Here is a 22,200-nt window from a genome sequence, read left to right as displayed (position 1 = left end):
TCGCCGTTATCGGCCGGCAGCGGCCAGTCGCTGCGGCGAGCCGGAGGCTTCGGCGACATAGGACAAGGCCAGATGGCTGATATCCTTCTCGAAAGGCAGGCTCTTGTAGATCTCCGGATCGACCGAAGTGTCGAAGAGCGCGGTGTAGCCATTGGTCAAATAGAGGCCAACCGCCTCGGGCTGGCGGAAACCTGTCGTCAGATAGATGCGGCGATAGCCCTGCCGCCCCGCCTGCGCTTCCAGCTCTACCAGCAGCTTCCGCGCCAATCCCTGCCGTCGCAGATCGTGCCGGGTCCAGATCCGTTTGAATTCGGCGGTCTGGTCGTCATAGTGCTTGAAGGCTCCGCCTCCGATCGTTTCGCCATCGCGCAACAGAAGCAGGAAATTGCCATCCGGTGGCGCGAAAGCCTCCGGCGGATAGCGATTAAGTTCGGCAGCCGCCCCTTCGGCATTGAAATAGTTGCCGTAGCGGCTGTCATATTCATGGATCAGTTCGTCGATCAGCGGCTTGGCACGTGGATCGAGCGGGGTCGTATAGAGAAACGTATCGCTCATGTCGGTCGTCACCTGTTGTCATCCGCGAGGAAAATCTCGGCGAGCCGCCCCCAATAACGGGCAGCGGGCGCAATGATCGCGTCGTTGAAATCGTATTGGGCGCTGTGCAGAGGGGCGCTATCGCCATTGCCGACAAAGAGATAGCTCCCTGGCTTCGCTTCCAGCATGAAGGCGAAATCCTCGCTTGCCGTCCGCGGCCGGAAATCCGCTTGGACGGCCCCAGTCCCGAGCGTCTGCAAAGCGACAGTGCGGGCAAAGGCGGTTTCATCGGCATGATTGACCAGTGCCGGAAAGCCGAGACGGTAATTGACCTCGGCCACCGCACCGAAGCTTTCCGCCTGCGCCCGCGCCAGAGCGGGAATCCGCTCCTGCAGCCTCGCGCGCACCTGTTCGCTGAAGGCGCGCATGGTCAGCTTCATCTCGACGCTTTCGGGAATGACGTTCGAAGCGGAACCCGCGTGAATGGATCCCACGGTCGCAACCGCCATATCCTGCGGATCGATATTGCGGGAGACCACGCTCTGAAGTGCCATGATGAAGGAGGCTGAAGCCAGTACGGGATCGACCGCACGATGCGGCTCGGCGCCATGACCGCCCTTTCCGACGATCTTGATCACGGCCTGGTCGACGGAGGCCATCGCCGGGCCGGCAACGAAACCGAACTGTCCCGTCGGGACACCAGGCCAATTATGCAGCCCGAAGACCGCATCGACCGGGAAGCGATCGAAGAGACCCTCCGACAGCATTTTGCGCGCGCCGGCGCCGATTTCCTCGGCCGGCTGGAAGATCAGCCGCAGCGTGCCGCTGAAATTGCCGCTCCCGGCGAGATAGCGGGCCGCCGCCAGGAGAACCGACGTATGCCCATCGTGGCCGCAGGCGTGCATGACGCCGGGGTTGCTGCTGGCATAGTCGAGCCCGGTCGCCTCCTCGATCGGCAGCGCATCCATGTCGGCACGGATGCCGAGGCTACGTTTGCTGTCGCCCCGCTTCAGGGTCGCGACCACGCCCGTACCGGCGATACCCGTGGCAACATCGTAGCCCCAGTCCGCAAGCAGCGACGCAACCTTCTTGGCGGTGCGATGCTCCTGAAAGGCGAGCTCGGGGTATTGATGCAAGTCGTGCCTGAGCGCGATGATCTCATCGAGATAGGCGGCGATCCCTGTCTCGATTTGATCGGCGTCCAAAGGGGGCGTGATGATGGCGTTCATGGCGATCGTCCGGGCTCAGGCGCCCACGGCCTTTGCGGGTTCGATGTCATCTTGCCCTACCGCGTAACGGCTTTCGCGGAACGGCAGGCCAAGATGATCGCGCAGCGTCTCGCCTTTCAGCGTAGGGTCGAAGTAGCCGCGCTCCGTCAGGATCGGCAGGACATGTTTGGAAAAATCATCGAAGCCTTCGCCGATCACCGGAAAGCCGAGGATGAAACCGTCCGCACCTTCCTCATCCACCCAGCGGATGATCTCGCTGGCAATATGCTCGGCGGTGCCGATGAAGGAGGTTCGCGGCGTTGCCGCATCCAGCGCCACCTCACGCAGGGTGAGCCCCTTTTCCCGCGCCGTCTTCTTGATCCGATCGGTCGTGGCGCGGAAATTGTTGCGGCCGATGTCGCCGAGATCAGGGAACGGCTCATCGAGCGGATAGACGCTGAAATCATGATGATCGAAGAAGCGGCCGAGATAGGCAAGCGCCTCCTCGATGGTGACGAGATTGCGGATTGCCTGGTATTTGGCGTCCGCCTCCTCCTGCGTCGCGCCGACGATCGGGCCGATACCGGGAAAGATGCCGACATCGGAGGCACTACGGCCATGTGCGATCGCGCTCTGCTTGACCTGCTTGTAGAAGGTCTTGGCATCTTCCAACGGCCCGCCATTGGTGAAGACAGCATCGGCATGCTTGCCGGCGAGCCGGATACCGGAATCCGAGGCCCCCGCCTGGAACACCACCGGCTGCCCCTGCTTGGAGCGACCGATATTGAGGGGACCTTCGATGCGGAAGAACCGGCCCTTGTGGTTCAGGCGATGCAGCTTGGATTTGTCGGCATAGACGCCGGTCTCGCGATCACGCACGAAGGCATCGTCGTCCCAGGAGTCCCACAGGCCCTTGATCGCATCGAGATATTCGTCGGCGATCTCGTAGCGCAACTCGTGCTCCGGATGTTCGCGGCTATAGTTGCGGCCGGAACCTTCAAGCGGCGATGTCACCGCATTCCAGCCGGCACGGCCGCCGCTGATGAGATCGAGCGAGGCAAACTGCCGGGCGATGGTGAAGGGATCGCTATAGGAGGTCGAAACCGTGCCGACCAGCCCGAGCTTCGTCGTAAAGGCGGCGAGCGCGGACAGGATGGTCAGCGGCTCGAACCGGTTGAGGAAATGCGGGATGGATTGCTCGTTGATATAGAGCCCATCGGCGACGAAGGCGAAGGCAATGCCGGCATCTTCCGCCTTGCGGGCGGTCTTGACGAAGAAATTGAGATTGGTGCTGGCATCGGCTGGAACGCTCGGGTGCTTCCAGGCATTCATGTGGCCGCCCGGGCCTTGCAACATGATACCGAAGGTGACGTGTTTTTGAGCCATGATGATCCTCCTGGGACAGGCCGCTCAGGCAACGAGGGAAAGGCGTTCTTTGGCGAGCAATTCTATGGAGTTCAGCCGTTCGGCCGCGGTCAGGGCCGGCGTGTCGAGCACGAATTCCTCGACACCGTAGCGGCGATGGAGAGCGTCGAGTTCGTCGCGGATCTGCGCCGCCGTGCCGTGCAGCACGCTTGGCACCTTCTCTTCGGTTCGAAAGTCGGAGAAGCCGGCCTGGCGCGCGAATTCCGCCGCCTGTTCCTGGGTGCCGACATTGACGCTCTGGCCGTTGGGCAGGAAAAGCTTGACAATGCGCAGCTGGCCAACGCGCTCGCGGGCATGCGCCTCGCTTTCAGCGGCGAAGGCGGCGAGCGCCAGGATCGGCACCTTGCCGCCGCTCGCATGCTCATAGGCTTCGAAGGTTTTCCGCAGATTTTCCGGATCGCCGTTCAGGTGCCCGGCAAACACCAATCTCCAACCCTTCTCCGCCGCTAGCTTCGCGCTTTCGACGCTGGCGCCAAGCAGGAAGCGCTCGGGCGAACTTGGCGGAAAAGGCGTCGCCAGCGCGCCTTCGGAATGGGGATCGGCGGCGAGGTAGGTGTTGATGTCGGACAGCTGCTCTGCGAATTCCGGCTTCTTCTCGGGATCGAAAGCGCGCTGCAGCGCGCGGGTCGAAAGCGGAAACCCGCCCGGCGCCTTGCCGACGCCGAGATCGATGCGGCCGGGCGCCAGCGAGGCCAGGAGATTGAAGGCCTCCGCGACCTTGTAAGCGCTGTAATGCTGCAGCATCACGCCGCCGGAGCCGATGCGAATCTTCGAGGTGCGGGCGAGAAGATAGGCGATCAGAACTTCGGGTGCCGAACTGGCGAGGTTCGCCATGTTGTGGTGCTCGGCGAGCCAGAAGCGGTGATAGCCAAGTTCTTCGGCCCTTATGGCCAGGCGCGTCGTAGCGCCAAGCGCATCGGTGGCACTCAGTCCCTGTTCGATCGGGCTCTTGTCGAGAAGGCTAAGGAGATAAGACATGCCGTTTCATCCATGTTTGCGTCCGATGCCGACCAAGGAACGCTATAGTCTATAAAAAACATAGATTTTAAGTTATATAAGAAACAGCTTTCTTTTTCTTTCGCCGGATGCGGAAAAAATCGGCAGTTGATCAAGGGGATGTGCGTGAAACCGTAACAAATGGCGCCTCGCTGGGCGTTAGGTGACAGCTTTTACCTTTGGAAAGGTCACAGCCGCGAAATAGCTGCCTGGATGCAAAATCCAGGGAAACGCGCGGCCAAGCCCGCAGTTTGGCTTACATAGTCGCCGGACGCTCCAGTATGGATACGACGCATCGATCCGCCGAAACCGCTCAGACTGCTCGCACCTCGGCGAGCCGCCTGAGTGCGTAGTCGTCCTGCCAGCAAACGGTGGCTTCCCATGCGGCAGACGCTTGCGCAGCGATATCATAGGCGTCGTCGTCGAGATCGGCAGCATTGTCGGGCAGCACCAGATCAAGGTCGGGGACATCGACGTGGGACTCATCCCAGTCGATCAACGCGACGCGATCAGCAGTCATGCGGATGTTGCCAGGATTACTTGGGTTGCCGTGGACGACGCATGTCTGACGCCCGACAAGCCGCGCCCACGCTGCTCGACATCGAGCAACGCCCTCCGGCGGCATCGCAGCAAGGTTGACCCTCGTTCCGGTTTCGGCATGCAGGAGGTCGGTGGAAGATTTCCAACCGGGGCGCTGCGGCCAGTCCTTCGTCAACCGATGCAGCTTGCGCAGCGTATCGGCGACGCGACGCCAGTCGGACATGGTCTCTGGCGGTCCGCCCTCGATGTATTTCATCACCACCAGACCGTTCGCGAACAGGCGTCCGTCTGTCGTCGGGATCGGCGCTGGAACGATCATACCCGCACGCTCGAGGTGTTGGAGCAGCTCGGTTTCCCACGCGAGATCAGCGTCGGCCCTGGAGCCAAGGCGACCGACCGCAATCTGCCCATGGACGCGAACGCTCCAGACGTCGTTGGCAACGCCGCCAGTGAGCGGTTCGATGCGAACCGCGTCTTCACCCCACTGCCCGAGTGCTTCCCATCCCATTGGCGATACCTTGGCGGCGATACCCTTGGCGGCGTAGTTGGTGCTTCGCTTAATCGACCGCAGGCGCGAGCAACGTCAATTAACTCGAGCTTGGCAAGCTCCGCAAGTCGACGTTGCTATGTCCGCTTTAGGGATCTCCAGCAGCCTGCCATGCCTTTCAAGGCTGTGATCCCTCGCCATCGAATCCGAGCTTTGCTAACAAGGCGCCAGCGGCGCAGCGCTTACGCGGCGACGCTACGAACCGGGAGAATCCTGAATGCCGTACCATTTCCTCGTCACTGGTCCCGAAGACGCCAAGGTCAACATCGTTTTCGCGCATGGCGCGGGCGGCGCAATGGACACGAAATGGATGGAAGCTATGTCCGCGGCGCTTTCCAGCAAAGGCTTGCGAATTATCCGGTTCGAGTTCGACTACATGTCAGCACAGCGCTCTTCGGGGAAGCGGTCTCCGCCGCCCCGGGCAGAGCTTCTAAACCAGGAATTCAAAGCCGTGATAGATGAAGTTGGTTCAAAAGGGACACTCGTGATCGCGGGGAAATCGATGGGCGGACGTGTGGCGAGTATGATCGCGGATGATCTAAGCAATGCAGGAAGGATTTCTGGACTACTTTGTCTTGGCTATCCTTTCCATCCGATAGGAAAACCTGAGAAGCTGCGAACCGCCCATCTCGCAGGCATGAAGACGCCTACTCTCATCTGTCAGGGAACTCGTGACCTATTCGGATCGCGGGAAGAAGTCTCCACGTACGAGCTCTCCAAAATGATCGAGATTCTCTGGCTGGAGGATGGAGACCATGACTTCACGCCACGAAAGGCTGTATCCGGTCTCACGTCCACCGAGCATATCGCAACCGTTGCCGATCACGTAGCTCAATGGGCCGCTGCACTGCGTTGATCGATAGAAGAATAGGCTACCTCAAGCCGAGATTTGCAGGCACTCCGCTGGCGAGATCAAACACCTGATTCAGGGCGGCCCCTTCAATACCTGCCTCATCCGTCTCGGATGCCGGCTCCAGCGCGACTCCTTGCTTTTCCTCGGCAGAAATATGCCGTCGCTGCGCGCATGATGGATTGAGACAAACAATTCCCATTATAGTCTATAAAAATAGTTTGTTATTCCTGTCGATCCTCTCCCCTTCTTCGCTAGGCTTTACACATCGCACTCAGGGAACCGCCGGAGAATCCCGATCCGGCCAAGGGGACACACATGAAGTTCAAGACATTGATCGCTGCCGCTGCCATGGGCCTCGCCAGCATCTGCGTGGCAACGGTCGCTGCAGCGGCCGACAAGAAGGTCGTCGTCGCCTATCAGACGGACGCCTTGCCGTCGTCCGTCGCGATCGCCAACGGCGAATTCGCCAAAGAAACGGGCTACGAGATCGACTTCCGCAAATTCAATTCCGGAGCGGAGATCTTCGCTGCCATCGCATCCGGCGATGTCCAGATCGGCTACGTCGGCTCAAGCCCGTTTGCGGCGGCCGCTTCCCGCGGGCTGGAAGTAAAAGCCTTCTACCTGTCGTCAATCTCGGGCGTCGACGAAGCTCTCGTTGTGCGCAACGGCTCGGGCATCAACACACTTGCCGATCTGAAGGGCAAGAAGCTTGCGGCAGCACCTGTCTCCACCGACCACTATCAGCTGCTCGCCCTCATCAAATCCCTCGGCCTGACGGAAAAGGATGTGCAGGTCTTCGCCATTCCGCAGCCGGAAATCGTTGCCAGCTTCAATCGCGGCGATATCGACGGCGGCTTCGTCTGGGATCCGGCACTGACCGAGCTGAAGAAGAACGGCAAGGTATTGGTGACATCCAAGGACGTCGCCGACAAGGGCGCTCCCACATTCTCCGCCTGGGTCGCAACCTCGAAATTCGCGACCGACAACCCGCAGTTCCTGAAGGCCTATGCTTCAGTGATCAACAAGTACTACGCCTCCTTCGCAGCCGACAAGGCTGCATGGGGGCCGGACAGCGAGAATGCAAAGGCGCTTGCCAAGCTCCTGGGCGGCACGGCCGATCAGCAGGCTGCGGCGCTGAAGAATCTCACGCTGTTGACGCCCGATGTTCAGGCATCCGCGGGCTGGCTTGGCGGTGGCGACAAATCGGGCGCGGCCAAGATCCTGAAGGACACGGCGACATTCCTGAAGAGTCAGGGAAAAGTCTCCGAGGTCCTGCCGAGCTATGGCGCATTCGTCACCGCTGACGCACTTACCAGCGCCAGCAACTGATCCTCCCCGGCGCCGGCGCGCTCGTCGCGTCGGTGCCGCACTTTTTTGAGGGCCCCATGCTTCAAGTCGACCATGCCAGCGTTTTCTTTGCAGCGCGTGACGGCAGAACCGTTCACGCGCTCGACCGTGTCTCCTTCAACATTCCAGAGCGCGGCATTGTCGTGGCACTTGGCGCTTCCGGCTGCGGCAAATCCACTTTGCTCAATGCGATCGCCGGCTTCCTGCCGCTATCGGAGGGAAAGATCACGCTCGACGGCAGACCCGTCTCCGGACCCGGCGCCGATCGTGGCGTTGTCTTCCAGAAGGATGCGTTGCTGCCATGGAAAACGGTGATCGACAATGTCGCTCTTGGCCTGCAATTTGCCGGATTGGGAAAGCGGGAACGCCGGGATCGCGCATCCGAGCTGCTGCGGCTCGTGGGCCTCACGGATTTTGCCAATGCCCTGCCCTATGAGTTGTCGGGCGGCATGCGCCAGCGTGTCGGCATTGCCCGCGCGCTCGCCACCGATCCGGACATCCTGCTGATGGACGAACCCTTCGGCGCTCTCGACAGCCTGACGCGCGAACAGATGCAGGAGCTGCTGGTGTCGATCTGGGCCAGAACCGACAAGCGCATCTTCTTCATCACGCATTCGATCGAGGAAGCGCTGTTTCTCGGCACCGAAGTATTGGTCATGTCTCCACGGCCAGGACGCGTGGTTGCCCGCTTCGAGCTCGATTTCGTGCATCGCCTTGCCGAGAGCGGCGACACGAGGGCGATCGTCACGTCGCCCGAGTTCGGCAATCTCCGGGAAGAAATTCGCGCCATCCTCCACAACGCCGATAGCATCAGGAGCGCGGCATGAGCGATATCATCGAGACCCGCCCGATTTCAGGCTCTCAGAAAGAGGCACAACCGAAGCTGGTTCGCATTCCCGGTTTCGGCGTCGGCGACAAGCCCACCGTTACCATCAGCATCGCCACGGCAATCGTCTGTCTTGCGCTATGGTGGCTGGTTGCGAAGCTCGGCCTGGTGTCGCATCTTTTCCTGCCCCGCCCGGACGAGGTATTGACGCAGATCGGCGTCGTCTATCGTGACGGCTATGCCGGCGCCTCGCTTTCCGAGCACATTTTGGCAAGCCTGTTCCGCATCGCCGCCGCCGCGGCCATCGCAATTATCGTCGGCATTCCCGTTGGCTTGCTGATGGGGCTCAACCGATGGGCGAAGGGGATTCTGGATACGCCGATCGAATTCTACTGGCCTTTGCCTCCGCTTTCCTATCTGCCGCTGATGATCATATGGCTCGGCATCGGCGAGACCTCGAAGATCACGCTCCTCGTGCTCGCCATGTTTGCACCGATCTGCCTCTCCGCCCAGGCCGGCGTGCGTTCACTGCCGCTCGAACGCGTCAATGCCGCCCGGTCGCTGGGCGCAAGCCGGCTGCAGCTCTTCTTCGCCGTCGTGCTGCCCTCGGCCCTGCCGGAAATCCTGACGGGCGTCCGTATCGCCTTCGGCATCGGCTGGGGAACGCTGGTGGCGGCAGAACTCATCGCCTCGACCCGCGGCATCGGCTTCATGATCATGTCGGCATCGCAGTTCCTTGCCACCGACGTCGTCTTCGTCGGCATCGGCATCATTGCGGTCTGTGCATTCACCTTTTCGGCTGCCGTCCGCATCCTCGAAGCTATGCTCGTTCCCTGGAAGGGCAAGCTTTAACCACGACGAGCCGTGAGCCTATGTCGCTCACGGCTTTCCTCATCATCAAGTCTCATCGTTGGATTCAGAAGACTGACAGGCACGGGCATGAGCAGCAATTGCGAATTTCTCTGGTATATCCCCAACGACGTCAAACCGGGCCATCGCGGCGATTCCGCCGTCGAAAACCACAATAGCCTGGAGACGCTGACCAGTCATGCCAAGGCGCTGGAGGATCATGGCTGGAAGGGCGCACTGATCGGCACCGGATGGGGCCGCCCCGACACCTTCACCGTCGCAACTGCCATTGCCGCCCGCACCACCACTTTCGAGCCACTGATTGCGATCCGCCCCGGCTATTGGAGACCGGCACATTTCGCCTCGGCCGCCGCCACGCTGGATCACCTGAGCAGCGGCCGCGTGCGCGTCAACATCGTTTCAGGTAAGGACAATCTCGCCGCCTATGGCGATAGCGAAGGCGACCAGGCGCATCGCTATGGCCGCACCAAGGAGTTCATGCGGCTTATCCGCAAGCTCTGGACGGAAGAGAATGTCTCCTACGAGGGCGAGCATTTTCGCGTGAACGACTCCACCGCCGCGCCGCGCATCCAGCCTCGTGGTGATCGCCTGCATCCCAAGCTCTATTTCGGCGGCGCGTCGGATGCCGCCGAGCGCGTCTCCGCCACGGAGGCCGACGTCCAGCTTTTCTGGGGCGAGCCATTCGCCGACATCGGTGAAAGGATCAGCCGGCTCAAGACATTGAGCAAAGAGCTTGATCGAGACCTCCCGCCACTGGAGTTCGGGCTGCGCATCACGACGCTGGTTCGCGACACGACGGAGCAGGCCTGGACGGACGCTGAGGCGAAGGTTGCCGAAATGGCCAAAGGCAACGGAGTTCGCTGGAACGATCATCGGCAATCAGTCGCCGTCGGCCAAAAGCGGCTGTTCGATCTCGCCGCGCGGGGCGACGTGCTCGATGATAACCTCTATACCGCGCCGGGCAAATTCGGCGGCGGAGGAGCAGGCACCACCTGGCTGGTCGGCTCGGCCGAGGATGTCGCCCGTTCTCTGCGCAAATATCGCGATCTTGGCATCACGCATTTCGTCCTTTCTGACACGCCTTATCTCGCGGAAATCAAGCGACAGGGCGACCAATTATTGCCGCTCTTGCGCGAGTACGTTTCGGCATGATCGAGCGGCGTCCATAACAAGCATAAGCAAGGCCTGAAAACATCTTCCCAGCCTTTCCAAGCCGCTCTTTGCCGCGACCTGGCTCGGAATACCGGTTTCCACGACCCATACGATTACGGGCGCCATCATCGGTGTCGGAGCCGCCCGTCGAGTCTCGGCCGTACGGTGGGGCGTTGCCGGCAACATCGTGATCGCCTGGGTCATCACGCTTCCGGCTGCGGCCGTGATCTCGTCGCTATCCTATTGGATCATTCAACTCTCTCGCTGAGCGGCTCACGATGAGGAGCAGCGCTTAACGCGCGGAACCGGAGAGCGAACTCTGACCTCTTTTGTCGGTGATTATACCGCCGTGAGGGTTTTATTGCGCTTGCGATTTATTTATAGGCAAGGCTAAATATCTTCACCACTTTCTTAGCCTTGCGAAGGTGAGCCATCTTGACGAAACCGCCTGTAGCCCCGGAAAGCCGTCTTTCTTCCACCGAAGTGGAGACGCATGCCGAGGCCTTTCAGAAAAGCCGCGACGATCGACGCACGGAATTGATGGAAGATTACGTCGAGCTCATCGCCGACCTGATAGAGCATGCCGGCGAGGCACGCCAGACCGATATTGCATTGAGACTGGGGGTAACGCAGCCGACGGTCGCAAAGATGCTCAAGCGTCTGGCCGAGGAAAACCTGATCACGCAGCGCCCCTATCGTGGCGTCTTCCTGACCGAGGAAGGTCAGCGCCTGGCGGTTGCGACGCGGCGAAGGCACGTGGTTGTGGAAGCCGTCCTCTGCCGTCTCGGCGTCGATCCCGATACCGCGCGAAATGATGCCGAGGGTATCGAGCATCATGTCAGCGAAAAGACCCTCGAAGCGTTTGAACGCTTTTTGAAGACCTAGCGGTTGCAAATATCACGCAGATTCGGCGGCTCATGGCACCGGAGAGCCTTTTTGGGCACAGTTTTAGCAAGAATGAATTGAAAATAAGCCGCGATTGATCGTCCGGCTTGACCCAATATCCGATGTCAACGCAAGCTTTACAAATGCTCGCTAAGCAGAACTTGGCGAACCGCCGGCCTTTCTATTTGGCATACTGATTTATTACCGGCGCAGGGAATCATGATGAACGCCCAGGATCTCAGCAGCACCATTTTCGACCTTGCCCCCGTCGCCATGTGGCTGGAGGATTTCAGCGGCGTCAAGGAGCAGTTCGAACTCTGGCGCGCGGAAGGTGTCACGGATCTGCGCTCATATTTGCATGCCGACGTACAGCGCGTCGCAGCCTGCTCGCAAAGGATCAAGCTCCTTGCCGTCAATGCAAAGACACTGGAACTCTTCGAAGCGCCATCCTTCGAGGTGCTGGCCGGCGGGGTTTCCAGGGTGTTTCGGGACGAAATGCTGCAAAGCCATGTGAACGAGCTGGTCGCCCTCTGGGAAGGCAGGACCGAATTTTCCGGTACGGCGGTCAATTATTCGCTTGGTGGCAGAAGGCTCGATATCCAGCTTCGCGGCGTCATCCTGCCGGGGCATGAGTCATCCTGGAACAGATTGCTGCTGACCACGGAGGACGTGACGGCACGCGAGGAAGCAAGGCGCCTTGAGGAGCGGCAGCGCCGCTATGCGGAAGGCCTGTTCGAGCACTCGCCGGTGTCTCTTTGGGTCGAGGATTTCAGCCGTATCAAGATCTTGCTCGACGAAATCCGCGATCGCGGCATCGTCGACTTTCAGGTATTTCTCGACGTGCATCCGGAATTCGTACAGCAATGCATGAGCGAGATCAGCGTGCTCGATGTCAATCAGGCGACGCTTGACCTCTTCTGCGCTGCCGATCGTCAGACCCTGCACCACCGGATCGGCGAAGTATTCCGCGATGACATGGAAAAGCACTTTCGCGGCCAATTAGTTGAGCTGTGGAACGGTCGCCTTTTCCATCAGCGTGAGGTGCTGAACTATGCTCTCGACGGATCGGAGCGCCACGTTCTCCTGCAGTTCTCCGTCTTTCCCGGTTATGAGGACGACTGGTCGCTGGTGCAGGTGGCTCTCACCGACATTACCGCGCGCAAAAAGGCGGAAGCCTATCTCGAATATCTCGGCAAGCATGATGTGCTGACCAGGCTCTTCAACCGCGCCTTCTATATGGAGGAACTCAACAGGCTGGAGCGCAAATCGCTACGGCCGGTTTCGGCCATCATCATCGATCTCAATGGCCTCAAGGAGGCCAACGACGAGAGCGGGCACGATGCCGGCGACGCATTGCTGCGCCGGATGGGCGAGGTGCTGAACAGCGTCGTATCCCTGCCGAACCACGCCGCCCGCATCGGCGGCGACGAATTTGCCATTCTCATGCCCGGCGCGGATGACGTCACGGCTGCCGCGATGGTCGAGACCATCAACGAACTGCTGAAGATCAACAATCAGTTCTATTCCAGCGCGCCGCTCAGCATCTCCATCGGCGTTGCAACGAGCCAGCCCGGCGAGTCGATGGAATCCATGATCAAGCGCGCGGATCTCGGCATGTATGAGCAGAAGAAGGCTCACTACGCCGCTGCCGCCACGGGCGCACATCAGGCAAAGCACGGCGCTTGACGCGCCGGACCTGGAAGCTGATGCCGCAATCAGTTGAAATAGCTGATTTTCACGCGCCCGATGATCGGGAACAAAATCCGCGACGTCTCATTTGGCCTTCGGGAAAAGAGGGAGCTCTGAAATGGAAGATCAAACGACCAATGTCGTCGTCGCTACCCGGACCGCGCTCGATCAGGCCGCGGCACTCGCCGTCCACTATGGCTTTTCGATCCTCGGCGCCATCATTCTTCTGATCGGCGGCTGGATTCTCGCCGGCATTATCAGCCGCTCGGCCTATCGCGTCATTTCCCGCATTCGCGGCATCGACGAGACCCTGGCGAGTTTCTTCCAGAATGTCCTGCACTACAGCCTGTTGATACTGGTCTTCATCACCGTTCTGGGACAATTCGGCGTTCAGACCGCCTCCATCATCGCCGCTCTCGGCGCTGCCGGCCTGGCGATCGGCCTGGCGCTGCAAGGCACGCTGCAAAATATCGCAGCCGGCATCATGCTGCTGATCCTGCGGCCATTCCGGGTCGGTGAATATATCGAGACGGCCAACGTCAAAGGCTACATCAGGGATATCGGGCTCTTTGCGACGGAAATGAAGACGGCGGACGGCCTCTATCTGATGGCGCCGAACTCCACGCTCTGGAATACCCCGATCATCAACTACAGCCGCGAACCGGATCGCCGTCAGGAATTGTCCGTTGCCATGGGTGAAAATGTCGACATCGGCATTGCTCGCAAGACCATTCTCGACGTCTTGAAGGCGGATCAGCGCATCAGGAACGCCCCCGCGCCGAAGGTCTATCTCGACGATCTGGCCGTTGATCAGACCGTCTTGAACATCGAATATTGGACGATTACTGCGTCATGGACCGATGTTCGGCATGATGTCGTATCAAGGCTGAAGGCCCGGCTCGCCGGCCCCGACATCACGGTCAAACCACCCACCGAATCTGCGGGGCCGGTCAATTGACCTTTTCATGCTGAGCCTGCCGCCGGCAGGGAGCTGAACCAGCGGCAGGCTTCGCGAGGCTATAGCACCTCGAGCAAGATCGGTCTCTTGCCTGCCTTAAACTTCCATGAGTGGCGTTTGTTCCTTAAGCGGTATCCCGGCCACACCTTGACCAAAATGCTTTAGGCGTTTCGAAGATTGCCGTCATTGACACGGCTGCTTCGCGCCAAAAGCGGTCACCGCACATTGTCGACCTGATAGCGCCCAGACCGCGCAACACTACTGTCCGGCAAACACCACTTCGTCCCAAGGTGGGCGCGCCGGGAAAACCTCATCGAGAAATGTCAGGAATGCTTTGACATTCGGATTGGCGCGGCGGCTCTCTGGCCAGAGCGCGATCATGCTGGAGCGGTCGACGGCGAAGGCGGCGAGGATAGGCACGAGTTCGCCGCGTTTCACATATGGCGCGGCGATGTAGGTTGCAGAGATGCCGACGCCGCCGCCGGCGACGAGGACAGCGGCGACACCATCGCTTGTGTCCACCGTGATCCCAATCTCTGGCGTGGCCTCGAAGACTTGTTTTCCTGATGCAAAGGGCCAGCGAAGTGTTTGGCCCGAGCTCTGGAAGCGAAAATTGACGCAGTCATGCCCCGCTAGTTCGTCAGGATGTCGAGGCGTACCTCGTCGTCTCAGATACTCGGGCGAAGCAAAGGCGCAAAGGCGATGCGGCGCAAGCCGTCGGGACTTCAAACGGGAGTCGACCAGTGCTCCAACCCGAATGGCGACGTCTATACCCTCTTCGATCATGTCCACGAACTGATCTCCCAGGCGCAGATCGATTGCGAGTTTCGGATGGCGTGCGCGCAAGCGAGGGAGCGCCGGGCCGAGTATATGGACGCCGACCGGAAGTGGTGCGGATATCCGGAGAATGCCGGACGGGTCGGCGCGGGCAGCCATTGCGGCCTGCTCGATATCCTCGGCTTCCCGCAAGAGACGCAACGCGCGATCGTGCAGATCGCGGCCCTCCGGTGTAAGCGTCAGAGAGCGCGTGGTACGGAGGAATAGGACAATGCCGAGCTGCTGCTCGAGCCGCTGGACGCTTTTGCTGACAGCCGACGGTGACACCGCGAGCGCGCGGGCTGCCGCCGTGTAGCTTCCAAGGGATGCGGCCCGCGCGAATGCAATCAGGCCCGTGAGACGTTCTATACCGATTTGTGCCATGATGGCATGAGTAAAGCGAATATCGGCCCAATTATCAATCGAGGCAATTGGAATTACTTTCTGGCCATCGGCGCAATCGAGCGCCTCCAAAACGGAGCTAGAGCGATGGGCACTCGATCAAATATCTCGGATACCCTTTCAGGCAAGACCATACTCATCGTCGGCGGCACCTCGGGGATCGGCCTGGCCGCAGCCACTCAAGCCAAGTCTTTCGGCGCAAAAGTCATCGTGGTCGGATTTGACGCCGAACGGGCAAAAGAAGCCGCACAACAACATGGCCTCAGTGGCTGGAGGGCGGCCGATGTGACCAAGCGCGCCGCCATCGAATCCGCGCTCGCTGATATCGAGCATATCGATCACCTCGTCTTGCTGGCCGGAAGCTTCGTCGTCGGCAAGGTGCTGGAAGTCGACGTCGACCATCTCCGCCGCGCGTTCGAAGAGCGCATCTGGGCGGCGATATATACTCTTCGGGCACTTGGAGACCGCCTCGCCGCCGACGGTTCGGTGACATTCATCTCCGGAGCACTGGGCGATCGGCCGAATGCCTATGGGACCGCCGTTCTCGCTGCCGCTTCGGCGGCGATGGAAGCATTGGCACGCGGCCTTGCGTTGGAACTCGCGCCGCGCCGTGTGAACACCCTTTCGCCGGGTCCGATCGATACTCCACTGCTCGGCAAGGCGCTTGGCGACGGTCGCGACGCCTTTGTCGAGGGCCTTAAGGCAACATTGCCATTACATCGTCTCGGGAGCGCTGAGGAGGCCGGGGCGGCAGTCGTGTTCTTGATGGCGAATGGCTGGATGAACGGCGCGACGCTCAACCTAGACGGGGGATCGCGGCTGGTCTGAAGGCTTTTCAGCATTGCGAGCCAGAACTCTCTGAAATTTGTCGCTCGGGTTTTCGAACCCTCAAGAAGGAATTCGCTGAATGTCGACTGACCCAACGAAGACAGCCCTGACCTTTTTCGGCCACTGGAACACCGGCCACATCGACGAGGCGATCGCCATGCTTTTCGAAGTCGTGCTGTATGACAATGTACCGTTCCCGAATATTGTCGGGCGAGAGAACGTCCGAAAGTTTCACCGGGATTTCGGAATTGGAACGACATTTACGGTTGATTGGACGGTGACACAGATCGCAGCGGCCGGAAACGTCGTCCTCAACGAACGGCTTGACGTCTTTCTGCATGGGGGCGGTGGAAAAATCATACTTCCGGTCATGGGGACGCTTACGGTCGTGGAGGGAGCGATCACCGTATGGCGCGACTATTTCGATCCCTCTGATTTCAATCGGCAGTTGGCTCTAATCGGGAAATAACTCAATGGAATGTATTGGCTGCTTGGGGCCTCAGAGCGGCCATTTTGCAATGCCCGCATTGCGCAAAAGCGGTCATCAGTTACTGCATTTGTTTCGCAAACGCTCGCATAGTCGTTCGCTAAGCGGAGGCTTTACCGGTTCGCCCTACCATTTGACCCGGTAATCGACGCGCAGATTGCCGGCCGGCGTCAAAGTCTCCAGATCGGCGAAGGATGCCGAAAACTTGAGGTTCGGCGCCAATGGCTGATGAAACGAGACCGTGCTGGAAAAGCTGCTGCCCACATCCCTCAGATTGCCGACTGCGGAAAACGAGGTTCCCGTCCATGGAATAGCGACGGTGACGGCCTGCGTCGCCGTGATGGAATTCGCAGCGTTTCGCGATCCTGCGTAATTCAGGTTCAGGGAGCGGGATGTGCTCATATCCAGGTTTTCGGATATCGTCCAGCTCCGCGAGCGTTCGAGGCAAAGGGTTCCCGTGCTGTTCAGAGTATCGACCCTCAAGGCGACTTCGCGACGCCATACGGTTGAAAATCGCCTGTGATCGTCGATCGCCGTGCCCCATAGCGTCGCCAGGCTGCTGCTGCGCAGGATCGCGCCGCTCGTGGTGCTACCCAAGCCGAGATCCATGCCCGCGCTGACGTCCCAAGCCATCGGCAGCCGAAAACCAAGCGTCGTCTTATATATTCGCGGCGCGACCTTGACTGGCGACCAGATCATCAGATCGCTGGCTTTGGACACCTGCGGCAGGCTGACACTCGCGAAAAGACCAAGAACGCCACGCAGGACGCGTTTTGACTTGAAGCCCATGCTAAAGCCCGAATTTTCCTTGCCCGGACGCGACAATGTCCAGGGCGCACTGAGACAACAGCCAGACACGGAACAAGGCCGCATTCCGGCTTCGGATTGATTTTGTTCGCTTAAGCGCCAGCAAATCGCAGCGCATCGGAGCCACAAGATGACGGCATCCGCTCGAAGGGAATGACGCCGCTCCAAATCAAGCAGCTCCCTTCGTGCAAAAGACTCCCATCCGAGGCCGCGCTTGTAAACCCCTCCGGCCGATGTTTTTTGCTGCGTTGCACACATGTCGCACCCGCGACTTGACGGCATGAAAGCGACATCCCCGCAACGGCCTGAAAAAACTGCCTTCGTCGGCCAGCCATGCCTCCAATGACGGATGATCACATTCCCGCGATCGGATGCCGGCCGCGATCGAGCGCTGACGAGACGGCAACCTCCCTGGCCGTACCCTTTACTGACAAGGTGATGGATATCGGATAGCTTTCCTCTCGAAAGGAAACATCGTTGCGCATTCCGCCCATCATCGTCACAGCACACATTCACCCTGAAGATCTCGCTCCCTTCAATCGCCTTCGCCAGGAGAACTTTCCTTCAGAAGGGAACTTTCTTGAGGCCCATATGACGATCTTCCACCATCTTCCGGGGCAGCATCTCGCACGCGTGCAGGAACTGGTCGCAAAGCTCATCGAGGATCGGAGGGCGCCTGCGGCCATTGTGAGCGGGGTACGCCACCTCGGCGCCGGCGTCGCATTTGCAATCGACAGTCCCGGCCTGCTCGATCTGCGCGCTGAAATGATGAGGCTGTTCGGATCGTGGCCTGGGCCTCAGGACCTGCAGAGGTGGCGACCGCACATTACCATCCAGAACAAGGTGCCGAGAGCGAGGGCGGATGCGCTTTTCTTTCAACTGCGAGAGGAGTTTGAACAGCGCCCGATCAGGATCACCGGAGTTGATCTCTCCAGCTATCTGGGCGGCCCGTGGCGGCATGAAACCACAGTGCCGTTCAAACCCTCTGCGGCAGCCAACTAAGCATCCGTTTTCCAAATCCGCATCAAACCTGCGCTTGAGGTGTGACCTCGCTCAACAGCCAGTCCTGGAACAATGTCGCAGTTTCGTTCGTCTGCTTCTTTTCCGGCATGACGACGTAATAACTGTTCTCGGTCGGCATCGGCAGATCGAACAGTGGCAGAAGCGTGCCAGCCCTCAGCTCTTCCTCGATGAGATAGGTCGGCAGAAGCGCTACGCCGAGCCCAGCAATGGCCGCGGCGATAATCATGGAAAACTGGTCGAAGCGCGCGCCGGGATAGGCGTTCTCGGTCGGCAGCTCCTGCAGATCGAACCATTGAGCCCAGAGCTTCGGACGCGTCGTCAGATGCAGCAGCGGAGCTCCCGATAGTTCCTCTGGCGAGACAAGACCCAGCCGTCCGGCAAGCTCCCGGCTGGCAACGGGCAGCACGGTCTCGTTGCAAAGAAAGGTGGCAACCGCGCCGGCCCAGGCCGGCAGGCCATAGTGAATGGCGAGGTCGAAATTATCCTCGTCGAAGCTGAACGGCTTGGAGCGCGATTCCACGGTGACGGCGACATCGCGATGTTTGTCGAGAAACCGGCCGAGGCGGGGCACCAGCCAGCGCGTTCCGAAGGTCGGCAAGGTCGCGACCTTCAGCGATAGTTTCATCTGGCCGGCGGCAACGGCGCCGATCATCAGCCGCTCCGAGCGCAGGAGCAGATCCTTGACCTCCGGCAGCAGCCGAAGCCCGGCCTCGGAGAGTACGACGCGCTGACGGACGCGCTCGAACAGCTTCAGGCCCGTCTGCCGCTCCAGGTCGCTGATCTGCCGGCTGATGGCGCTTTGCGTGAGATTGAGTTCTTCGGCGGCACGCGAAAAATTCTGATGCCGCGCCGCGCATTCGAATGCCTGCAGATTGACGATGTCAGGGATGAGGCGTCGGCGCATAGTCATTCCATTTTCGCATCAAGTTAGAATTCTCTCTCACAACAGCGGATGCCGAACAAGAGATATTCTGCCAAATAGGAATGACATAGTCTTTCAGGAATAGATCGCACATGAAGCTTGATCACGTCTCGACCAGCGATATTCGCAGCGCTTTTTCCGTCGCCATGTCGGCGATGTATCGCGAAGAAGTTCCCGCCTACGGCACGCTCATGAAACTAGTCGCCCGCGTCAACGACGAAACGCTGGCGGCAAACCCCAAACTGAAGGAACGGCTGGAGGCGACCGATTATCTCGATCGCATCTCCGAGGAGCGGCATGGCGCGATCCGGCTTGGCACCGCAGCGGAGCTGGCAATGATGGCACGCGTCTTAGCCGTCATGGGCATGTACCCAGTCGGCTATTATGATCTTTCGACCGCTGGCGTGCCGGTTCATTCGACCGCATTTCGCCCCATCGGCGATGCAGAGCTGAAGCGCAATCCCTTCCGCGTCTTCACCTCCCTGCTGCGGCTCGATCTGATTGCCGATGAAGATCTTCGCAAGGCGGCCGCTGATATTCTCGCACGGCGCCGGATCTTCACGAACGGTGCCGTAGCACTCACCGAGAAGGCCGAACGGGATGGCGGGCTGACCATGGCCGACGCCAGCAGGTTCGTCGACGAGGTGCTGGAAACCTTCCGCTGGCATGACGAGGCCAATGTCGATGCCGGCATGTATCATCGGCTTCACGACGCCCATCGGCTGATCGCCGATGTCGTGTCGTTCAAGGGACCGCACATCAATCATCTGACGCCGCGCACGCTGGATATCGACCAGGTGCAGGCGCTGATGCCGGACTATGACATCGCACCGAAAGCGGTCGTCGAAGGCCCGCCGACGCGCAACTGCCCGATCCTGCTGCGCCAGACTTCGTTCAAGGCGCTCGAGGAGTCAGTTTTCTTCCGCAACGCCGATGGCGTCTGGGAAGCCGGCTCGCACACGGCCCGTTTCGGCGAGATCGAGCAGCGCGGCATTGCGCTGACACCAAAGGGCCGCGCGCTCTATGACAGGCTGCTGGATCAGTCGCGCAAGATCGTGCGCCCGGCAGCCGACGGATCGAATGCACGCGACTATGAAGCCGCACTTGCTGAGAGCTTCGCCGAATTCCCGGATGACTGGGCGGCAATCCGCGCCGAAGGCCTCGGCTACTTTACCTATTCGCTGACGGCCAAGGGCAAGGCCGCCGCAACGAGGCACGGTGATATCGAAACCTTGATCAATCAGGGCCTCGTCCAGTTCGACCCGATCGTCTACGAGGATTTCCTTCCCGTCAGTGCCGCCGGCATCTTCCAGTCCAATCTTGGTGACGGCGCGCAGCAGGAATTCGTCGCCAGCCCGAACCAGCAGCGCTTCGAAGCCGATCTCGGCATGAAGGTGCTGAACGAATTCGACCATTACGCCGGCATCGAACAGGCATCGATCGACGCCTGCCTGCGGGCCTTTTCCAAGCAAGACGCCGCCGAGTGAGGCGATGCGGCACTAGGCGCTGCTCGTTATCCGGATCAAAGACAAGTGGAGTTTCATGAGATGAACATCGCAGCAAAGACCCCTTCCGTCGCAGCCGAAGCTGCCGCCATTCTCGAAAAGCTCGGCGTCGACAAGGCGCTTTATACCGAGGGCAACATGCCCTCCCACTCTCCGGTCACCGGCGAGAAGATCGGCAGCCTCAAAACCGTTTCTGCCGACGAAGCGGCAGGCAAGATCGAGAAGGCCCATGCGGCATTCCGCGCCTGGCGCCTCGTGCCGGCCCCGAAGCGTGGCGAACTGGTGCGCCTGCTCGGCGAAGAGCTGCGTGCCGCCAAGGACGATCTCGGCCGCCTGGTTTCGATCGAAGCCGGCAAGATCCGTTCCGAAGGCCTCGGCGAAGTGCAGGAAATGATCGACATCTGCGATTTCGCCGTCGGCCTCTCGCGCCAGCTTTACGGCCTGACGATCGCCACCGAACGTCCGGGCCACCGCATGATGGAAACCTGGCACCCGCTCGGTGTCGTCGGCATTATCTCCGCCTTCAATTTCCCGGTCGCGGTCTGGTCGTGGAACGCGGCGCTGGCGCTGATCTGCGGCGACGCCGTCGTCTGGAAGCCCTCGGAAAAGACGCCGCTGACGGCGCTCGCCTCGCAGGCGATCCTCGATCGTGCGCTTGCCCGCTTCGGGGACGCGCCGGAAGGCTTGTCGCAGGTGCTGATCGGCGATCGTGCTATCGGCGAAATCCTCGTCGACCATCCGAAGGTGCCGCTCGTTTCGGCAACCGGCTCGACCCGCATGGGCCGTGAAGTCGGACCGCGGCTTGCCAAGCGTTTCGCCCGCGCCATTCTCGAACTCGGCGGCAACAACGCCGGCATCGTCTGCCCCTCAGCCGATCTCGACATGGCGCTGCGCGCCATCGCCTTCGGCGCCATGGGCACGGCCGGCCAGCGCTGCACGACGCTGCGCCGTCTCTTCGTCCACAGAAGCGTCTACGATCAGTTCGTTCCGCGGCTGAAGAAGGCCTATCAGAGCGTCTCGGTCGGCGATCCCCTGCACTCCTCCGCTCTCGTCGGCCCGCTGATCGACAAGGCCGCGTTCGACAACATGCAGAAGGCGATTGCTGAGGCGAAGGCTCATGGCGGCACGGTGACCGGCGGCGAGCGGATCGATGTCGGCCATGCAGACGGCTATTACGCGAAGCCGGCGCTGGTGGAAATGCCGAAGCAGGCAGGCCCGGTTATGGAAGAAACCTTCGCGCCCATCCTCTACGTCATGCCCTATGACGATTTCGACGTTGTCATCGACGAGCACAATGCCGTCGCCGCCGGCCTCTCGTCTTCGATCTTCACGCGCGACATGCAGGAATCCGAGCGCTTCCTCGCCGCCGACGGATCGGATTGCGGCATCGCCAACGTCAATATCGGCACGTCAGGCGCTGAAATCGGCGGCGCATTCGGCGGCGAGAAGGAAACCGGCGGCGGCCGCGAATCCGGCTCCGACGCCTGGAGGGCCTATATGCGCCGGGCGACCAACACCGTGAACTACTCCAAGGCCCTGCCGCTGGCGCAGGGTGTCTCCTTCGACATCGAGTAAGCTCC

21 protein-coding genes and 1 pseudogene are annotated in these 22,200 nt (G+C 60.4%); 14 read left to right on the top strand and 8 right to left on the bottom strand.

Features of this window, described 5'->3' with window-relative positions; translation table 11 throughout:
- Positions 1 to 6: 6 nt before the first annotated feature.
- The 5 genes from FP026_RS15990 to FP026_RS15970 form a co-directional block, all read right to left on the bottom strand.
- On the bottom strand, positions 7 to 567 hold the full coding sequence (locus tag FP026_RS15990; RefSeq protein ID WP_149635590.1) for a GNAT family N-acetyltransferase: 561 nt from the start codon (positions 565 to 567) through the stop codon (positions 7 to 9).
- Positions 564 to 1,763 carry a M20 aminoacylase family protein gene (locus tag FP026_RS15985; RefSeq protein WP_149635589.1) on the bottom strand — a complete coding sequence of 400 codons (1,200 nt, stop codon included), beginning with the start codon at positions 1,761 to 1,763 and terminating at the stop codon, positions 564 to 566. The genes FP026_RS15990 and FP026_RS15985 overlap by 4 nt, the downstream gene beginning before the upstream one ends.
- 15 nt (positions 1,764 to 1,778) lie before the next feature.
- Positions 1,779 to 3,128, bottom strand: coding sequence for an LLM class flavin-dependent oxidoreductase (locus FP026_RS15980; protein WP_149635588.1), 1,350 nt, complete (start codon positions 3,126 to 3,128; stop codon positions 1,779 to 1,781).
- 24 nt (positions 3,129 to 3,152) lie between these two features.
- On the bottom strand, positions 3,153 to 4,145 hold the full coding sequence (locus FP026_RS15975) for an LLM class flavin-dependent oxidoreductase (protein ID WP_149635587.1): 993 nt from the start codon (positions 4,143 to 4,145) through the stop codon (positions 3,153 to 3,155).
- Between the two features lie 331 nt (positions 4,146 to 4,476).
- Positions 4,477 to 5,211 (bottom strand): phosphotransferase enzyme family protein, encoded by a 735-nt coding sequence (locus FP026_RS15970; protein ID WP_149635586.1) that lies wholly within the window; start codon positions 5,209 to 5,211, stop codon positions 4,477 to 4,479.
- A gap of 256 nt (positions 5,212 to 5,467) precedes the next feature.
- Between FP026_RS15970 and FP026_RS15965 the strand changes: the two genes are divergently transcribed.
- The 9 genes and pseudogenes from FP026_RS15965 (at position 5,468) to FP026_RS15925 (ending at position 13,830) form a co-directional block, all read left to right on the top strand.
- A complete protein-coding gene (locus FP026_RS15965) occupies positions 5,468 to 6,106 on the top strand; it encodes an alpha/beta hydrolase family protein (RefSeq protein WP_149635585.1) in 639 nt (212 codons plus the stop codon).
- A gap of 312 nt (positions 6,107 to 6,418) precedes the next feature.
- Positions 6,419 to 7,432: a taurine ABC transporter substrate-binding protein gene (gene tauA, locus FP026_RS15960; protein WP_149635584.1), complete on the top strand. Its 1,014-nt coding sequence runs from the start codon at positions 6,419 to 6,421 to the stop codon at positions 7,430 to 7,432.
- Between the two features lie 56 nt (positions 7,433 to 7,488).
- Positions 7,489 to 8,277 carry a taurine ABC transporter ATP-binding protein gene (locus FP026_RS15955; protein WP_149635583.1) on the top strand — a complete coding sequence of 263 codons (789 nt, stop codon included), beginning with the start codon at positions 7,489 to 7,491 and terminating at the stop codon, positions 8,275 to 8,277.
- Complete coding sequence (locus FP026_RS15950) at positions 8,274 to 9,128, top strand: ABC transporter permease subunit (RefSeq protein ID WP_149635582.1); 855 nt, start codon at positions 8,274 to 8,276, stop codon at positions 9,126 to 9,128. The genes FP026_RS15955 and FP026_RS15950 overlap by 4 nt, the downstream gene beginning before the upstream one ends.
- Before the next feature lie 87 nt (positions 9,129 to 9,215).
- Entirely contained in the window at positions 9,216 to 10,298 is a 1,083-nt protein-coding gene (locus tag FP026_RS15945; RefSeq protein ID WP_149635581.1) for an LLM class flavin-dependent oxidoreductase, read from the top strand.
- Positions 10,299 to 10,362: 64 nt separating this feature from the next.
- Positions 10,363 to 10,566: pseudogene (locus tag FP026_RS15940) on the top strand (inorganic phosphate transporter); the annotation flags it as partial.
- A gap of 167 nt (positions 10,567 to 10,733) precedes the next feature.
- The gene (gene mntR, locus FP026_RS15935) at positions 10,734 to 11,183 is read left to right on the top strand and encodes a manganese-binding transcriptional regulator MntR (protein ID WP_149635580.1); all 450 of its coding nucleotides are present in this window, start codon (positions 10,734 to 10,736) and stop codon (positions 11,181 to 11,183) included.
- Between the two features lie 219 nt (positions 11,184 to 11,402).
- Positions 11,403 to 12,869 carry a diguanylate cyclase domain-containing protein gene (locus FP026_RS15930; protein ID WP_432444124.1) on the top strand — a complete coding sequence of 489 codons (1,467 nt, stop codon included), beginning with the start codon at positions 11,403 to 11,405 and terminating at the stop codon, positions 12,867 to 12,869.
- Positions 12,870 to 12,990: 121 nt separating this feature from the next.
- The gene (locus tag FP026_RS15925) at positions 12,991 to 13,830 is read left to right on the top strand and encodes a mechanosensitive ion channel family protein (RefSeq protein ID WP_149635579.1); all 840 of its coding nucleotides are present in this window, start codon (positions 12,991 to 12,993) and stop codon (positions 13,828 to 13,830) included.
- A gap of 258 nt (positions 13,831 to 14,088) precedes the next feature.
- Here the strand turns inward: FP026_RS15925 and FP026_RS15920 are convergent, their stop codons facing one another.
- Entirely contained in the window at positions 14,089 to 15,030 is a 942-nt protein-coding gene (locus FP026_RS15920) for a LysR family transcriptional regulator (RefSeq protein ID WP_149635578.1), read from the bottom strand.
- Between the two features lie 105 nt (positions 15,031 to 15,135).
- Between FP026_RS15920 and FP026_RS15915 the strand changes: the two genes are divergently transcribed.
- Both FP026_RS15915 and FP026_RS15910 read left to right on the top strand, forming a co-directional pair.
- A complete protein-coding gene (locus FP026_RS15915) occupies positions 15,136 to 15,876 on the top strand; it encodes an SDR family oxidoreductase (protein WP_149635577.1) in 741 nt (246 codons plus the stop codon).
- 79 nt (positions 15,877 to 15,955) lie between these two features.
- A complete protein-coding gene (locus FP026_RS15910; RefSeq protein ID WP_149635576.1) occupies positions 15,956 to 16,345 on the top strand; it encodes a limonene-1,2-epoxide hydrolase family protein in 390 nt (129 codons plus the stop codon).
- 144 nt (positions 16,346 to 16,489) lie between these two features.
- Here FP026_RS15910 and FP026_RS15905 read toward each other — a convergent pair whose 3' ends face one another.
- On the bottom strand, positions 16,490 to 17,152 hold the full coding sequence (locus FP026_RS15905) for a hypothetical protein (RefSeq protein ID WP_149635575.1): 663 nt from the start codon (positions 17,150 to 17,152) through the stop codon (positions 16,490 to 16,492).
- A 495-nt stretch (positions 17,153 to 17,647) separates the two neighbouring features.
- Between FP026_RS15905 and FP026_RS15900 the strand changes: the two genes are divergently transcribed.
- A complete protein-coding gene (locus FP026_RS15900) occupies positions 17,648 to 18,172 on the top strand; it encodes a 2'-5' RNA ligase family protein (protein WP_149635574.1) in 525 nt (174 codons plus the stop codon).
- Positions 18,173 to 18,194: 22 nt separating this feature from the next.
- Here FP026_RS15900 and FP026_RS15895 read toward each other — a convergent pair whose 3' ends face one another.
- Positions 18,195 to 19,103 carry a LysR family transcriptional regulator gene (locus FP026_RS15895; protein WP_149635573.1) on the bottom strand — a complete coding sequence of 303 codons (909 nt, stop codon included), beginning with the start codon at positions 19,101 to 19,103 and terminating at the stop codon, positions 18,195 to 18,197.
- A gap of 104 nt (positions 19,104 to 19,207) precedes the next feature.
- Between FP026_RS15895 and hglS the strand changes: the two genes are divergently transcribed.
- Both hglS and amaB read left to right on the top strand, forming a co-directional pair.
- Positions 19,208 to 20,602 carry a 2-oxoadipate dioxygenase/decarboxylase HglS gene (gene hglS, locus FP026_RS15890; protein WP_149635572.1) on the top strand — a complete coding sequence of 465 codons (1,395 nt, stop codon included), beginning with the start codon at positions 19,208 to 19,210 and terminating at the stop codon, positions 20,600 to 20,602.
- A 60-nt stretch (positions 20,603 to 20,662) separates the two neighbouring features.
- On the top strand, positions 20,663 to 22,195 hold the full coding sequence (gene amaB / locus FP026_RS15885; RefSeq protein ID WP_149635571.1) for an L-piperidine-6-carboxylate dehydrogenase: 1,533 nt from the start codon (positions 20,663 to 20,665) through the stop codon (positions 22,193 to 22,195).
- Positions 22,196 to 22,200 lie beyond the last annotated feature (5 nt).

Source organism: Martinezella tropici (assembly GCF_008370325.1).
GTDB classification, from domain to species: Bacteria; Pseudomonadota; Alphaproteobacteria; order Rhizobiales; family Rhizobiaceae; genus Rhizobium; species Rhizobium tropici_B.
The sequence above is the reverse complement of the archived record's forward strand: the minus strand, read 5'-3'. Positions and strand labels throughout refer to the sequence as shown.